This is a genomic window from Leifsonia sp. NPDC080035, from assembly GCF_040050925.1.
In the GTDB taxonomy this organism is placed as follows: domain Bacteria; phylum Actinomycetota; class Actinomycetes; order Actinomycetales; family Microbacteriaceae; genus Leifsonia.
In genome coordinates this window covers 2,306,526-2,321,578 of the sequence record NZ_CP157390.1, presented here as the reverse complement: position 1 = coordinate 2,321,578, position 15,053 = coordinate 2,306,526, and the positions used below count along the sequence as shown (strand labels likewise).

General features: G+C 73.6%; 13 protein-coding genes. 4 read left to right on the top strand and 9 right to left on the bottom strand.

All coding sequences use genetic code 11. From position 1 onward, the window contains the following. Positions 1–20 precede the first annotated feature (20 nt). Positions 21–1,118 carry a beta-eliminating lyase-related protein gene (locus AAME72_RS11365; protein ID WP_348786671.1) on the top strand — a complete coding sequence of 366 codons (1,098 nt, stop codon included), beginning with the start codon at positions 21–23 and terminating at the stop codon, positions 1,116–1,118. Between the two features lie 101 nt (positions 1,119–1,219). Here AAME72_RS11365 and AAME72_RS11360 read toward each other — a convergent pair whose 3' ends face one another. The 5 genes from AAME72_RS11360 to AAME72_RS11340 all read right to left on the bottom strand — a co-directional run bounded on the left by AAME72_RS11360 (position 1,220) and on the right by AAME72_RS11340 (position 6,580). Beyond that, entirely contained in the window at positions 1,220–2,425 is a 1,206-nt protein-coding gene (locus AAME72_RS11360) for an ROK family transcriptional regulator (protein WP_348786670.1), read from the bottom strand. Between the two features lie 19 nt (positions 2,426–2,444). Beyond that, positions 2,445–3,542 (bottom strand): Gfo/Idh/MocA family oxidoreductase, encoded by a 1,098-nt coding sequence (locus tag AAME72_RS11355; RefSeq protein ID WP_348786669.1) that lies wholly within the window; start codon positions 3,540–3,542, stop codon positions 2,445–2,447. After that, on the bottom strand, positions 3,527–4,219 hold the full coding sequence (locus tag AAME72_RS11350) for a ThuA domain-containing protein (protein WP_348786668.1): 693 nt from the start codon (positions 4,217–4,219) through the stop codon (positions 3,527–3,529). The genes AAME72_RS11355 and AAME72_RS11350 overlap by 16 nt, the downstream gene beginning before the upstream one ends. Continuing rightward, positions 4,216–5,412 carry a Gfo/Idh/MocA family oxidoreductase gene (locus AAME72_RS11345; protein ID WP_348786667.1) on the bottom strand — a complete coding sequence of 399 codons (1,197 nt, stop codon included), beginning with the start codon at positions 5,410–5,412 and terminating at the stop codon, positions 4,216–4,218. The genes AAME72_RS11350 and AAME72_RS11345 overlap by 4 nt, the downstream gene beginning before the upstream one ends. Before the next feature lie 130 nt (positions 5,413–5,542). Beyond that, complete coding sequence (locus AAME72_RS11340) at positions 5,543–6,580, bottom strand: LacI family DNA-binding transcriptional regulator (RefSeq protein WP_348786666.1); 1,038 nt, start codon at positions 6,578–6,580, stop codon at positions 5,543–5,545. A gap of 70 nt (positions 6,581–6,650) precedes the next feature. Here AAME72_RS11340 and AAME72_RS11335 point away from each other — a divergent pair, with 70 nt between their 5' ends. From AAME72_RS11335 to AAME72_RS11325, 3 genes are all read left to right on the top strand, one after another. Continuing rightward, the gene (locus tag AAME72_RS11335) at positions 6,651–7,625 is read left to right on the top strand and encodes an acetylxylan esterase (RefSeq protein ID WP_348786665.1); all 975 of its coding nucleotides are present in this window, start codon (positions 6,651–6,653) and stop codon (positions 7,623–7,625) included. A 173-nt stretch (positions 7,626–7,798) separates the two neighbouring features. Next, complete coding sequence (gene xylA / locus AAME72_RS11330) at positions 7,799–8,992, top strand: xylose isomerase (protein WP_348786664.1); 1,194 nt, start codon at positions 7,799–7,801, stop codon at positions 8,990–8,992. 113 nt (positions 8,993–9,105) lie between these two features. Next, positions 9,106–10,536 carry an FGGY family carbohydrate kinase gene (locus AAME72_RS11325; RefSeq protein ID WP_348786663.1) on the top strand — a complete coding sequence of 477 codons (1,431 nt, stop codon included), beginning with the start codon at positions 9,106–9,108 and terminating at the stop codon, positions 10,534–10,536. A 116-nt stretch (positions 10,537–10,652) separates the two neighbouring features. Here AAME72_RS11325 and AAME72_RS11320 read toward each other — a convergent pair whose 3' ends face one another. From AAME72_RS11320 to AAME72_RS11305, 4 genes are read right to left on the bottom strand one after another with little or no spacing between them, the layout of a single operon-like run. Beyond that, positions 10,653–11,771 (bottom strand): glycerate kinase, encoded by a 1,119-nt coding sequence (locus AAME72_RS11320; protein WP_348790122.1) that lies wholly within the window; start codon positions 11,769–11,771, stop codon positions 10,653–10,655. A 5-nt stretch (positions 11,772–11,776) separates the two neighbouring features. Continuing rightward, complete coding sequence (locus AAME72_RS11315; RefSeq protein ID WP_348786662.1) at positions 11,777–12,646, bottom strand: sugar phosphate isomerase/epimerase family protein; 870 nt, start codon at positions 12,644–12,646, stop codon at positions 11,777–11,779. After that, on the bottom strand, positions 12,643–13,800 hold the full coding sequence (locus AAME72_RS11310; protein ID WP_348786661.1) for a DUF993 family protein: 1,158 nt from the start codon (positions 13,798–13,800) through the stop codon (positions 12,643–12,645). Before AAME72_RS11310 ends, AAME72_RS11315 begins: the two co-directional genes overlap by 4 nt. Next, on the bottom strand, positions 13,797–14,990 hold the full coding sequence (locus tag AAME72_RS11305) for a Gfo/Idh/MocA family oxidoreductase (protein WP_348786660.1): 1,194 nt from the start codon (positions 14,988–14,990) through the stop codon (positions 13,797–13,799). The genes AAME72_RS11310 and AAME72_RS11305 overlap by 4 nt, the downstream gene beginning before the upstream one ends. Positions 14,991–15,053: the final 63 nt, after the last annotated feature.

Below are 15,053 nucleotides of genomic sequence, written 5' to 3'. Positions count from 1 at the left end.
GCACCACGTAGGGTATCGGCATGACCGATTCACGGCAGCGGTTGTGGAGTGCTTCCCGCGGCGCGCGGCGGCTGCTCTCGAACGAGCGCCCCGTGACGGCGGCGGAACGGCTCGCTGCACTCGCCGCCTCACCACACGCCGCGCACCTCGAACCGCTCGATGCGTACGGGGACGGGATCGTCGGCCGGCTGGAGGGGCGCGTGGGCGCGCTGCTGGGTACGCCGGCCGCGCTGTGGTTCCCGACCGGGATCATGGCCCAGCAGGCGGTCATGCAGGTCTGGGCCGCGCGTGCGGGGACGCGACGTGTCGCCGTCCACCCCCTCCAGCACACGCAGCTGCAGGAGGAGGACGGCTTCGCCGTGCTCAGCCGGCTGGAGCCCGTCCACCCGACCATCGAGCGCCGGCACCCGACCGCCGCCGAGCTGGACGCGATGCCCGGCCCGCTCGCCGCCGTGGTCGTCGAGCTGCCGCTGCAGGAGCTCGGCTACGTGCTCCCGACGTGGGACCAGTTCGTAGAGCTGGCGTCCGTCGCCCGGCGCCGCGGCGTCCCGCTGCACGTCGACGGCGCGCGGATCTGGGAAACGCAGCACGCCTTCGGGCGCCCGCTTCCCGAGATCGTGTCCCACGCGTCCTCGATCTCCGTCTCGCTCTATAAGGCGGTCGGCGGCCTCTCCGGCGCCGCCATCGCGGGCGAGGAGGACCTGATCGCCGAGGCACGCGTCTGGCGTACCCGTTTCGGAGGCGACGTCTTCCGCCAGTTCCCGGCGATCGTGGCCGCCCTCGACGGGCTCGACACCCGCCTCGACCGCGTTCCTCTCTGGGCGGAACACGCCGCCGTCGTCGCCGAGGGGCTGCGCGCCGTCCCGGGCCTGCGCGTCACCCCCGACCCTCCGCACATCGGCGAGTTCTGGGTGTACGCGGACCTGCGTGCGGACGCGATCAACCGCGCGGTGCTCGAGGACCTGGAGGCGACCGGAGAACGCTGGCTGCACGGCTGGTGGACGGACGACGGCGGCCGCGCGGTCGCCGAGGTCACGCTCCGCGACGAGGCCCTCGCCTGGACGGCGGACGACGTCGCCGAGGCGGGCCGCCGCGTGCTCCGCCGCGCCGCTCGCTGACCCACCACTTTCCCCACAGTCTCGCCCGCGAGTACGCAGAAAATGGCCCCGAAACCGCCGAGTGCGCGGATTCTCTCCGTACTCGGCGGGTGGGGACGGGCTCAGGCGACGCGGGCGAGGGCGCGCACCGGGTCCGCGATGAGCTCGGAGAAGACCAGCTCGGCCGCGCCGACGAGCAGCTGGTCGGCGCCCAGCTGCGCCTCCACCACCTCCACGCCCTCGCGGGAGGAGCGGACGACCTCGCTCAGCAGGTCGGCGGCGCCGTGCGCCGTCGCGCCGCGGTACAGCGCGGCGAGGAAGCCGCCGAGGACGACGACCGACGGGTTGAACACGTTCACCGCGTCCCTGGCGGCGATGCGCAGGTACCCGTAGGCGCGGCGGGCGACCGCGAGCGCGGCGGCGTCCTCGGTTTCGACGAGGCGGTCGGCGAGGTCCGCCGCCTGCGCGGAGGCCAGTCCGACCGCCTCGAGCAGCTCGGCCTGGGTGACCTCCGCCTCCAGGCAGCCGTGGGAGCCGCACGGGCACGGGCGGCCGTCGGTCGCCACGAAGGTGTGCCCGAACTCGCCCGCGTAGCCGGCGGCGCCGGTGAGCAGGCGGCCTCCGCTGATCACGCCGCCGCCGATGCCGGAGGCGCCGCCGATCATGTAGACGAGGTCGTCGACGCCGCGCCCGGCGCCGAAGGCGCTCTCGGCGCGCAGCGCCAGCACCGCGGCGTTCGCGGCCCAGGCGCGCAGCCCGGTGGCGGAGGCGAGCAGCTCCGCGAGCGGCTCGTCCACCCAGCCGAAGTGCGTCGCCTCCTTGACCATCCCGTCGGAGAGCCGCACCTGGCCGGGGACGGCGACGCCGATCCCCACGATGTGCGTGCCGGACTCGCCCGCCAGCATCCCGGCGATGCCGGCCGACGCCAGCGTGACGACATCGGTGACCGACCGCGCGGTGGAGGTCTCGATGCGCACCTTCTTGAGCACCCGTCCGCCGAGCCCGACCAGGCCGACGAGCACGGCATCCACCTCCGGGTTCACCGCGACGGCCGCGACGGAGCCGGTGACCCGCACCAGCGGGCTCGGGCGCCCGCGGCCGCCGGCGGCCGGCGCGTCGTCGACCTCGACCAGGTCGAGCCGCGCCAACTCGGCGACCAGGTCGCCGACCGTGGAGCGATTGAGGCCGGTGCGCCTGGTCAGCTCGCTGCGCGAGAGCGCGCCCTCCCGGTGGACGAGACCGAGCACCGTCGCGAGGTTGCTGCGCCGAAGCGCATCCGTCGCGCCGCCGGTCGCGGGACGCACGGTGCTGAGGTCAGAGGCGGACATGACATGACAATAGCCCGGCTCACCAGCTCTCCGGTCGCGCCCCGAGCGGCACGGGCTGCGGCCGGTCGAGCGCCGGCGACAGCGTGACGACCTCGTGGCGCGCGCTCGCGTCGAGGACGGCCTCCATGATCTCGAGCACGTGGAACGCCAGCTCACCGGATGCCCGGTGCGGGCGCCCCGTCTCGATCGCCCTGGCCAGGTCGGAGAGTCCGAACCCCCGCCCCGCGTCCGCGTAGCCGCCCGCGGCCGGCGCGTCGTGGAACTCCGGGTCCCCCGCCGACGCGACGGACACCGTGGCGGAGAACTGGTTGGGATCGGGCACCGACAGCGTGCCCTCCGTGCCGTACACCTCGAACAGCGGCACCCGGGTCGCCCACACCTCGAACGACACCGTGACCGTGGAGATCACGCCGGACGCGTGCTCCAGGATGGCGGTCACGTGCGTGTCGACGTCCACCGGGATGCTCGTCCCGGCGAGCGGCCCCGTCGCGACCGTGCGCTCCCTGGCGGACCGTCCGGCGGCGCCGGAGACCCGCACCACCGGCCCGAAGAACGTGACGAGCGCCGTGAGGTAGTACGGCCCCATGTCGAACAGCGGGCCGGCGCCCGGCTGATAGTAGAACGCCGGGGCGGGATGCCACAGCTCGTGTCCCGGCGCGCTCCAGGCGACGGCGGCCCCGATCGGGACGCCGATCCGGCCGGCATCGAGCAGCGCCCGTGCGGTCTGGATCCCGGTGCCGAGGACCGTGTCCGGCGCGCTCCCGACACGCAGCCCGCGGCGCTCCGCGCGCTCGAGCACCGGGCGCGCCTCCGCCGTCGTCAGCGCGAGCGGCTTCTCACCGTAGACGTGCTTGCCTGCGTCGAGTGCGCGCAGCGCGACCTCGGCGTGCGCCTGCGGGAGGGTGAGGTTGAGCACGGCGTGGACGTCCGGGTGCGCGAGCAGCGCATCCACCGTGAGCGCCTCGGCGCCGTGCTCGTCCGCCGCCGTCCTGGCGCGGTCCTCGTCCAGGTCGGCGACGGCGACGAGCCGCAGGTTCGGCAGCTTCGGCAGCTCGGCGAAGTACTGCCGGCTGATGTTCCCGACGCCGACGACGCCAACGTTCAGCGCGCCGCCCACAGCATCCCCCGTTCGATGATCGTGCGCACGGGCTCGCTCTCGACGATCTCCAGCCGGTGTCCGGGCGCGGAGACGAAGATCCGGCCCTCGCCCCACTGGCGCGTCCAGATCGCGGGAGAGGTGACCGGGCGGTTCCAGGCGTCCCACGGCCGCGCCTCCTGCGTGGTGGTGGCCAGCACGTCGTTGTACTCGTCGGAGAGCACCCAGTACTGCTCGGTGACCAGGTCGAAGTCCTCGATGCCCTGCGTGATGGGATGCGTGCGACCGTAGTCGGTGATGTGGACCGTGTACGGGATGTAGTTGTCCGACTGCTCCCCGGTGCGCTCGGCCGGGTCCTTGCCCGCGTGGTGGGCGAACTGGCCGCCGATCATGTGCAGGTAGTCGGCGTTGTCGCGGTAGGCGTCGGCGATGCCGCCGTGCCAGCCCGCCATCCCCGCGCCGCCGAGCACGGCGCGCTGGAGTCCGGCGAACTCGTCGTCCTGGATGCTGCTCATGGTGTTCACCTGGACGACCAGGTCGACGGTGTCCATTAACCCTCGGTCGGCGTAGACGCGGGTGCCCTCCTCCACGCGCACGTCGAAACCGTGCTCGCGGAGGAACGGGACGAAGAGGTCGGTGGTCTCGACGGGCATGTGCCCGTCCCAGCCGCCGCGGACGACGAGTGCCTGCTTGCTCATGCTTCCTTCCGTTCGGTGCTGGTCCAGGCGCTGCCGGAGGCGGCGCTGCGCTCGACCGCGTCAAGCACGCGCTGCACGTGCAGGCCGTCGGCGAACGAGGGCTCGGGGTCGCGTCCGCCGGTCACCGCGTCCACGAAGTCCTTCACCTGGTGGCTGAACGCGTGCTCGTAGCCGATCGCGTGGCCGGTCGGCCACCAGTTCGCCATGTAGGGATGCTCGGGCTCGGTCACGAGGATGCGCGTGAAGCCCTGCTCCCCCGCCGGCGCGGTCGCGTCGTAGAACTGCAGCTCGTTCATCGCCTCCAGGTCGAAGGCGATCGCGCCGCGGGATCCGCTCAGCTCGATCCGCAGCGCGTTCTTGCGCCCGGTGGCGTAGCGGGTCGCCTCGAAGGCGCCGATCGCGCCCTCCGCGTGGCCGCCCGCGAGGCGCGCGGTGAACCAGGCCGCGTCGTCCACCGTGACCCGGCCGCGCTGCTCGGAGGCTGTGCCGGAGAGCCCGACGGTCTCGCCGAGCAGCGGACGCTCCTGAACGAAGGTGGCGAGCGTGCCGGAGACGCCGCTCAGGAGCGAGCCGGTCAGGTGCTCGACCAGGTCGATCGCGTGCGCGCCGATGTCGCCGAGGGAGCCGGATCCCGCCGCCTCCTTGTCGAGCCGCCAGGTCATCGGGCCCTCCTCGTCGGAGAGCCAGTCCTGCAGGTAGAGCGCGCGCACCTGGCGGATCGCGCCGAGGCGCCCCTCCGCAACCAGCCGGCGGGCGAACCCGATCGCGGGCACCCTGCGGTAGCTGAAGCCGACCATCGACCGGACCCCGCGCGCGGCGGCGCGCTCGGCGGCCGCGGTCATCGCCTCCGCCTCCTCGACCGTGTTCGCGAGCGGCTTCTCGCACAGCACGTGCTTGCCGTTCTCGAGCGCGGCGATCGCGATCTCGGCGTGCGACGAGCCGGGCGAGCAGATGTCGACCACGTCGATCCGGGGATCCTCGACCACGCGACGCCAGTCGGTCTCGGCGCGGCTCCAGCCGAACCGGACGCGGGCGTCCTCCACGCGGGCGGCGTCCCTCCCGACGATGGTGTCCATCACCGGCTCGGCGGCCAGTCCGAAGAACCGCGGTGCGACCCGCCAGCCCTGGGAGTGGGCGGCGCCCATGAATCCGTAACCGACCATCGCCACCCTCAGCGGCGGGCTGTCGCTCATCCTCGCTCCTTCGCGTCCGCGGCCGGGGATCGGCCGCCGGGATCGGCGTGATCGGCCGCCCGGCACAGAACGTATGCGCGCGCCCGCGAGGCGCGCAAGTTTCTCCGCCGAGCTGGAAAACTTTCGTGCGTCAGCAGCGGGGAGCCGCCGTGGAACTGCGGACCACGAGGGAGGTCGCCAGCTCCAGTCGCGCGTTCTCCGCGTCGCCCGCCCGCAGCCGGAGCGCCAGCCGCGTCGCCTCCTCCGCCATCTCCTGCAGCGGCTGACGCACGGTGGTGAGCGGCGGCCGCGCCCACCGGGAGGGCGGGACGTCGTCGAAGCCGACGATCGACACGTCGCCCGGCACGTCCAGACCGAGCGCGAACGCCGCGTCGATGGCGCCCAGCGCCTGCAGGTCGTTGCCGCAGACGAGCGCGGTCGGCCGGTCCGTACGGTCGAGCAGCCGGCGCGCCTCCCGCTCGCCGTCCTCCCTGCTGAAGGCGCCGCCGCCGGTGAGCGAGCGCTCGGTGGAGAGCCCCGCCGCCTGCAGCGCCGATTGGGCTCCGGCGACGCGCGCCCGGGAGCACATCAGGTCGGCCGGGCCGGAGATGACCCCGATGCGGGTGTGACCGAGGCCAAGCAGGTGCCGCGTTGCCGAGACGCCGCCCGCGAAGTTGGTCGCGCCGACGGCCGGGACGTCCGGCGGCGGGTCGCCCGCCGGATCCACGACGACGAACGGGATGTTGCGGGTGCGCAGCTGCCGCCGGTGCGCCGCCGTGAGGTTCGAGAACTGCAGGACGACCGCGACGGGCTTCCGGCGGAGCACCCCGGAGATCCAGTCCCCGCCCGGCTCGTGGTGGTCGTCCAGCGCCGAGAGTGCGAGCACCAGCCCGGCCTGTCGCGCCACGCGCTCCGCGCCGCGGATGATCTCGACCGACCACTCGCTGGCGACGTCGTCGGTCACCAGCTCCACCAGGCCGCCGCGCTCCGGATCCGGGCCGCGCCTGGCGTAGCCGGTGTCGTGCAGGAGCGCCTCCACCCTGGCACGGGTGCCAGCGGAGACGCCGGGCCTGCCGTTCAGGACCTTGGACACGGTGGAGAGCGAGACGGACGCGGCGCGGGCGATCGCCTCCAGGGTCGGCCGCCCGATCCCGCCGGGGCCCGGGTGCGCAGCGGTCGGATCGGACATGCAGTCACTGTGCCACAATGTCCGGCATCGCTTCCGCCCGGAATCCCCTCTGAGACCTCCAAGGAGACCCATGCCGATCACCGACCTGACCCTCGACGAGCTCCGCGCGTTCCGGCCGGAGGTGGAGGAGCCGGCCGACTTCGACGCGTTCTGGGCGGCGACGATCGCCGAGGCGCGGGCGGCGGGCGCGGCGAGCGGCGGGGCGGTGCTCCGGCCCGCCGAGACGCCGGTGACGCAGCTGACGATCGAGGACCTGACCTTCCCCGGATTCGGCGGCGAGCCGGTGCGGGCGTGGGTGTCGCGACCGAAGGACACCGCCGGACCGCTGCCCGCGGTCGTGCAGTACCAGGGCTACAACGGCGGCCGCGGCCTTCCCGGCGAGAACGTGCTGTGGGCGCTCGCGGGCTACGTGCACGTGTTCATGGACACCCGCGGCCAGGGCAGCGGCTGGGGCTCGGGAGGTGCGACGCCCGATCCGCACGGTTCGGGACCGGCGACGGCCGGGTTCATGACCAGGGGCATCCACGATCCCGCCGAGCACTTCTACCGCCGGGTCTTCACGGACGCGGTGCGCGCGGTGGACGCGACCAGGAGCCTCCCGTTCGTCGACGCGGTGCGCGTGGCCGTGACAGGCGGCAGCCAGGGCGGCGGCATCGCGCTGGCGGCCGGCGCCCTCGCCGAGGTGCAGGCCGTGCTGCCGGACGTCGCGTTCCTCTGCGCCTACCGCCGCGGTGCCGAGGTCGCGATCGGCGGCCCGTTCCGGGAGCTCGCGACGTACCTCTCGGTGCACCGCGACGAAGTGGACACGGTCTTCCGCACGCTCTCCTACCTCGACGGCGTGAACTTCGCCCGCCGCATCCACGCGCCGGCGCTGTTCTCGGTGGCGCTGATGGATGCCGTGGTGCCGCCGTCCACCACCTTCGCGGCCTACAACCACCTGGCGGCGCAGGATCGCGCGATCGAGGTGTACCCGTTCAACGACCACGAGGGCGGCGCCGCGGCGCACTGGCAGAAGCAGGCCGCCTGGCTCGCCGCCCGGCTCTGACCCCGCGTCCCGCCGCCCGGCGTCCCGTCCCGTCCCGCGCCATCCGTTCCGGAGTTCTTCACGCAACACGCCGAGCGAAAGCGCGAAAGCTCCGGACCGGATTGCCGCGCGGCGCCGGGGCTGGTATAAGTTTAGTGAAACAACAAATCACCGACGACGTTGAAGGAACACCCATGAGCCTCACCCCCACCCGCGACGACAAGTTCTCGTTCGGCCTCTGGACCATCGGCTACAACGGCACCGACCCGTTCGGCGGCCCGACCCGCCCGCAGCTCGACGTGGTGGAGGCGGTGACCAAGCTCAACGAGCTCGGCGCGTACGGCCTCACCTTCCACGACGACGACCTCTTCGCCTTCGGCTCCACCGACGCCGAGCGCCAGACCCAGATCGACCGCCTCAAGCAGGCCCTCGCCGACACCGGCATCATCGTGCCGATGGTGACCACCAACCTGTTCAGCGCCCCGGTCTTCAAGGACGGCGGCTTCACCTCCAACGACCGCGCCGTCCGTCGCTTCGCGCTGCGCAAGGTGCTCCGCAACATCGACCTCGCCGCCGAGCTCGGCGCCAAGACGTTCGTGATGTGGGGCGGCCGCGAGGGCGCCGAGTACGACTCGGCCAAGAACATCCAGGCGGCGCTCGAGCGCTACCGCGAGGCCGTCAACCTGCTCGGCGACTACGTCACCGACAAGGGCTACGACATCCGCTTCGCCATCGAGCCGAAGCCGAACGAGCCGCGCGGCGACATCCTGCTGCCGACGGTCGGACACGCGCTCGCCTTCATCAACTCGCTGGAGCGTCCCGAGCTCGTCGGCCTCAACCCCGAGGTCGGCCACGAGCAGATGGCGGGCCTGAACTTCGCCGCCGGCATCGCGCAGGCGCTGTACCACGGCAAGCTCTACCACATCGACCTCAACGGCCAGCGCGGCATCAAGTACGACCAGGACCTCGTCTTCGGCCACGGCGACCTGCAGAACGCGTTCGCACTCGTCGATCTGCTGGAGAACGGCGGCCCGAACGGCGGCCAGGCCTACGACGGCCCGCGCCACTTCGACTACAAGCCCTCGCGCACCGAGGACATCACCGGAGTCTGGGACTCGGCGGCCGCCAACATGCGCACCTACCTGCTGCTCAAGGAGCGCGCCGCGGCCTTCCGCGCCGACCCCGAGGTGCAGGAGGCGCTGGAGTCGGCGAAGGTCAACGAGCTGTCGCAGCCGACGCTCGGCGCGGGCGAGAGCTACGACGACCTGCTGGCCGACCGCAGCGCGTTCGAGGACTTCGACGCGAGCGCGTACTTCGGCGGCAAGGGCTTCGGCTTCGTGCGCCTGCAGCAGCTCGCGCTGGAGCACCTGCTCGGCGCCCGCGGCTGACGCCTCCCCATCCATCCATCTGTCATCGAGGGGCACGTTGTTCTCGCTTTCGCGCCGCGGAAGTGACGACGACGTGCCCCTCGATCGACGGATCTACTCGAAGTGAGGGCAGCGTGACGTACGTTGCGGGAGTCGACTCGTCGACCCAGAGCTGCAAGGTGGTCGTCCGCGACCTCGAGACCGGCGCGCTCGTGCGCTCGGGGCGCGCCGCGCATCCCGACGGGACCGAGGTGGACCCGGCCGCCTGGTGGGCGGCGCTCACCTCCGCGATCGAGCAGGCGGGCGGGCTGGACGACGTCGCCGCGATCTCGGTGGCCGGGCAGCAGCACGGAATGGTGGTGCTGGATGCGGAGGGCCGCGTCATCCGCGACGCCCTGCTCTGGAACGACACCCGGAGCGCCGGCGCGGCGCGCGACCTGATCGACGAGGTCGGCGCCGACGAGTACGCGCGCCGGGTGGGCGTCGTCCCCGTCGCCTCGTTCACCGCGACGAAGCTGCGCTGGCTGCGGGATGCGGAGCCGGCGAACGCCGCGCGCGTCGCCGCCGTCGCCCTCCCGCACGACTGGCTCACCTGGCGGCTGCGCGGCTACGGGCCCGCCGACGAGAGCCCGCTCGGCCCCGACCTGGAGGCGCTGACCACGGACCGCTCCGACGCGAGCGGCACCGCGTACTGGGGCGCTTCCGCCGGGGCGTACGACCTCGACCTGTTCGAGCGGGCGCTCGGGCGTCCCGGCCGCGAGGCGGGGACGGCGGGCGACGGCATTGTGCTGCCGCGCGTGCTCGGCCCGAGCGAGTCGGCGGGACGCACCCCTGCCGGCGTGCTCGTCGCGCCGGGTGCCGGCGACAACGCCGGCGCCGCCCTCGGGCTCGGCGCCGCCGACGGCGACGTGGTGGTGTCGATCGGCACCTCGGGGACCGTCTTCGCGGTGACCGACGCGCCGGTGGCCGACGCATCCGGGACCGTCGCCGGCTTCGCGGACGCGAGCGGCCTGTCCCTGCCGCTGATCGCGACCCTCAACGCCGCGCGGGTGCTGGACTCCATCGCGGGGCTCCTCGGCACCGACCACGCCGGGCTCGCCTCGCTGGCACTCTCCGCGGAGCCGGGGGCGGGCGGCGTCGTGCTGGTGCCCTACTTCGAGGGCGAGCGCACGCCGAACCTCCCGGACGCGAAGGCCGCGCTGCACGGCCTGACCCTCGCCTCCACGAACCAGGCCAACCTGGCGCGCGCGGCGATCGAGGGGATGCTGTGCGGGCTCGCGGACGGCCTCGACGCCGTGCGCGGGGTCGGCGTGCGCGAGCGGCGCATCCTGCTCATCGGCGGCGCCGCCCAGAATCCCGCGGTGGCCGCGGTCGCCGCGCAGGTCTTCGACGCGCCCGTGGTCGTGCCGGCGCCGGGCGAGTACGTGGCAGACGGCGGCGCGGTGCAGGCCGCGTGGGCGCTGACCGGGTCGCGGCCGCGGTGGACGGTGGAGGCGGCGGAGCCGCTGCCCGTCGACACCCGTCCGGTGATCCGCGAGCAGTACGCGGCGGCGCGCGGGGCGTAACTCCGGAGTTCCTCCGCGACACGCCGCTGCGATGTCCGTTGCTACGGAGATCCGGCCCGAATCCGTCCGAAACTCCGGAGTTGTGGACGCCGCCCGACGAACGGGTCGCGGGCGGGTCAGCGGGCGGTGTGGGCCCGGGCGAGGGCGGCGCCCGCCTCGCGGGCCCAGCGGGCGGGATCGGCGATCGCCGCATCCACACCGCCGGAGAGGGCGGCCAGCTCGGCGGAGGCGGCGAACGCGGCCGGCGGCGCCTGGATGGAGCCGGCCGCGAGGTACGCAGGGATGCCCGCGGCGGCCGCGAGGCCGGACACGTACTCGGGGACCTTCCCTGCAGCGGACTGGCTGTCGAAGCGGCCCTCCCCCGTCAGCACGGCATCCGCCGAGCCGACGAGTGCGGGAAGGCCGATGGCCTCACCGACCGCAGCGGCACCCGCCGAGACCGTTGCACCCCACAGCATCAGGCCGAAACCGGTGCCGCCCGCGGCCCCCGCTCCCGCGGCAGCCGGGTCGGCGACGTCTGCGCGGTCGCCGACGGCGCCGGACGCGACGGCGGCGAAGCGGGCGAGCCCCGCCTCCAGCACCGGCACATCCGCCGCGGTCGCGCCCTTCTGCGGCCCGAAGACCGCCGCGGCGCCGGACGGGCCGAGCAGCGGGCTGGTCACGTCGCTCAGGATGCGTGCGCCGCCGGGCGGGAGCGGGCGCAGGCCGTCGAGGTCGACGCGCGCGAGCCGCCCGAGGCCGCGGTTGCCCGGCGGCACGATCCGTCCGTCCGCGTCGAGCAGGCGGGCGCCGAGCGCGGTGAGCGCACCGGAACCGCCGTCGGTGGATGCGCTGCCGCCGATGGCGAGCAGCAGTCCCGTCGCGCCGGCGTCGAGCGCCGCGGCGATCGCCTGGCCGAAGCCGATCGTGTGCGCATCGTGCGGCGCGGGCCGGCGCAGCAGACCGAGTCCGCTCGTCTCGGCGAGCTCGACCAGCGCCGTCCCATCCGGCAGCAGCAGCCAGCTCGCGTCGACCCCGTCGCCGGAGGGGCCGGTCACCCGCATCGGGTGACGGATTGCTCCCGGCACCGCGACCTCGAACGCGTCGAGCGTCCCCTCGCCGCCGTCCGCCATCGGCGCCCGCAGCACGTGGTCCCCCGGGCGCTCCGCGCGCCAGCCCTCGGCCAGCGCGGTGGCGACCTCGGTCGCAGAGGCGGACCCCTTGAACGAGTCGGGGGCGACGACGACCGTGCTCACCCTGGTCACACTGGCACAGAACCGAGCGGGATGTGCTCGGCGAACGCGCGCACCGTCCGCTCCACGACCTCGGCCGGGGCGGCGTCCCAGATCTCGGCGTTGAAGATCTCCACCTCGATGTCTCCCGCGTACCCGGTCGCCTCCACCGCGCGGGTCAGGCTCGCGAAGTCCACGTGCCCGTCGCCCATCATCCCGCGCGCGAGCAGCGCGTCCGCCGGGATCGGGGTGAGGAAGTCGCAGACCTGGTAGCTCGCGATGCGGCCCTCGACGCCGGCGCGGGCGATCTGCCCGAGCACCTCCGGGTCCCACCAGATGTGGAAGGTGTCCACGACGACGCCCACCGAGGCGGTGGGGAACGGCTCTGCGATGTCCAGCGCCTGACCCAGCGTCGAGACGACGGCGCGGTCGGCCGCGTACATCGGGTGCAGCGGCTCGATGGCGAGCGTGACGCCCGCGGCGCGCGCATCCGGCTCCAGCTCAGCGATCGCGTCGGCGACCCGCGCCCTGGCGCCCGCGATGTCGGTCGAGCCCGCAGGCAGCCCTCCGGCGACGAGCACGAGGACGGCGGCGGAACCCGGTGCGCCCGACGCGGCGAGCACGGCCGTCTCCTCGATCGCGCGGCGGTTCGCCTCCAGCGCCGCGCGCCGCTCGGCGCCCTCGAACGCCGTGAAGAAGCCGCCGCGGCAGAGGCTGGAGACCCGCAGCCCGGAGTCGGCGACCATCCGCGTCGCCTGGGCGAGTCCGACCTCGGCGACGGGCTCCCGCCACAGGCCGATGGCGCCCACGCCGGCGTCCGCGGTGACCCGCAGAGCGTCGGCGAGGCTCGCGTACTTGATGGTCGCCTGGTTGATCGACAGGCGCGGGTCGGCGATCACGCGTCCACCCCGTTCAGGCGCAGCAGGTCGTTCCAGCGCCGCGCGGCGAGGTCGGGATGCTCGAGCGCGCCGCACGCCGCGGCCAGCCGGACGATCTCGGACAGGTGCGGGAGGCCGCGCGCCGCGTGCAGGCCGCCGACCATGCTGAACGCCTGCTGGTGGCCATTCAGCCAGGACAGGAAGGCGACGCCGGTCTTGTAGTAGTAGGTCGGGGCGGCGAAGATCTGCCGGGACAGTGCCTCCGTGGGCCCGAGGATGTCGCGATAGCGCGCGCCGTCGCCGGCGTCGAGCGCCTGGATGGCCGCGGATGCGCTGGGCGCGAGGGCGGCGAACGCGCCGAGCAGGGCGTCGGAGTGCTGGGCGCCGTCCCCTTCGATGAGGCCGACGTAGTTGAAGTCGTCGCCGGTGAACATCCTGGCGTGCTCGGGGAGGCGGGAGCGGAGCGCGATCTCGGCGTCCGCATCCAGCAGGCTCATCTTGATGCCGGCGACCTTGTCGCCGCCCGCCTCGATGATGCGCAGCACCGTGTCGGCGCCGCCGAAATAGCCCGCGAGGGCAGGGTCGAACGCCTCCCCCAGCCAGTGCAGCACGACGGGAGCGCCGGCCGCGGCGATCACCTCGGCGTACACCCGCTCGTAGTCGGCCGGCGACTGCGCGGCGCGTGCCAGGTGCCTGCTCGCCATGAGCACGACGCCGGCGCCGGCGTCCTCGGTGAAGTGCAGCTGCTCCTTGTACGCGTCGATCACCGCATCCAGCGGGATGCGCTCGTCGTCGACGTGGTCGGTGTTCACACCCGCGACGACGCTGCCGCCGACCGCGCGCGCCTCCGCGGCGCTGCGCGTGATCAGCTCGCGGGTCGCGGCCGCGTCCAGACCCATGTTGCGCTGGGCGGTGTCCATCGCGTCGGCGACGCCGAGCCCCCACGAGTAGACGTGGCGGCGGAAGGCGAGCGTCGCATCCCAGTCGATGTCCGCCGGGGCGCCGGGCACGTTGTCTCCCCAGACCTTCGGGATGACGTGGGCCGCAGCGTAGGCCACCCGCGAGCGCAGCGGGGCGGCCGGGCGCTCGTACGCCCGCGCCTCGCCGAGGTCGGCGGTCGACGTCGTGCCGTCCGGGTTCAGGAGCGTCGCGGTCTGCACGGCGACGCCGGTCATCGCGCGGCTCCCGCGAGCGCGGCCGGGGTGGACTCCGACGCCGAGGGAAGGACGACCTCGGGCAGCCGGATGCGGCGGCCCTCGCGCGAGGAGAGCAGGCCCTGCTCGGCGAGCTGCACGCCGCGCGCACCGGCGAGGAAGTCGTAGTGGTTGGGCGCGTCCTCGAGCACGTGGCGCAGGAACTCCTCCCACTGCGTCTTGAAGCCGTTCTCGAACACCTCGTTGGCCGGGGACTCGATCCAGTCGGCGGCGTAGTCGTGCTCGTCGGCGAGGTCAGGGTTCCACACCGGCTTCGGGGTGGCATTGCGTGGCTGGATCTTGCAGCCGAACAGGCCGACGACCGCGCTGCCGTGCGTGCCGTCCACCTGGAACTCCACGAGCTCGTCGCGGTTGACGCGGGTGGTCCAGCTGGAGTTGAGCTGCGCGGTCACGCCGCCGGCGAGCTGGAAGATCGCGTACGCCGCGTCGTCGGCGGTCGCCGGGTAGGGGCGGCCCTGCTCGTCGACGCGCTGCGGGATCTCGGTGACGGCCTGCGCGTAGACCGACTCGACGCGGCCGAACAGGTTCTCGAGCACGTAGCTCCAGTGCGGGAACATGTCGACGACGATGCCGCCGCCGTCCTCGGCGCGGTAGTTCCAGCTGGGGCGCTGCGCGGCCTGCCAGTCGCCCTCGAACACCCAGTAGCCGAACTCGCCGCGCACCGAGAGGATGCGGCCGAAGAAGCCGGAGTCGATCAGGCGCTTGAGCTTGCGCATCCCCGGCAGGTAGAGCTTGTCGTGGACGACCCCGTTCTTGATGCCGGCCTCGTTCGCGAGGCGGGCGAGCTCGAGGGCCTCCTCGAAGCTCTCCGCGGTGGGCTTCTCGGTGTAGACGGCCTTGCCTGCGGCGATCGCCTTGCGGATGGCGGCGCTGCGCGCCTTGGTCACCAGGAAGTCCGCGTAGATCTGCCAGCGGTCGTCGGCGAGCGCCGCATCCAGGTCGGTGGTGTAGTCGGGGATGTCGTGGCGCGTGGCGAGCTCCGCCAGCTTCTCCTCGCTGCGGCCGACGAGCAGCGGCTCGACCTGCACGCGGCGGCCGTCGGAGAGCAGCACGCCGCCCTGCTCGCGGATCGCGAGGATCGAGCGCACCAGGTGCTGGCGGTATCCCATGCGTCCGGAGACGCCGTTCATGATGATGCCGATGGACGACACGTGTACTCCTTTGTCGGTGTTCGCCGCGCTCCTCGGTTGGTTGGGAAAGCGCTTACCAGCAGA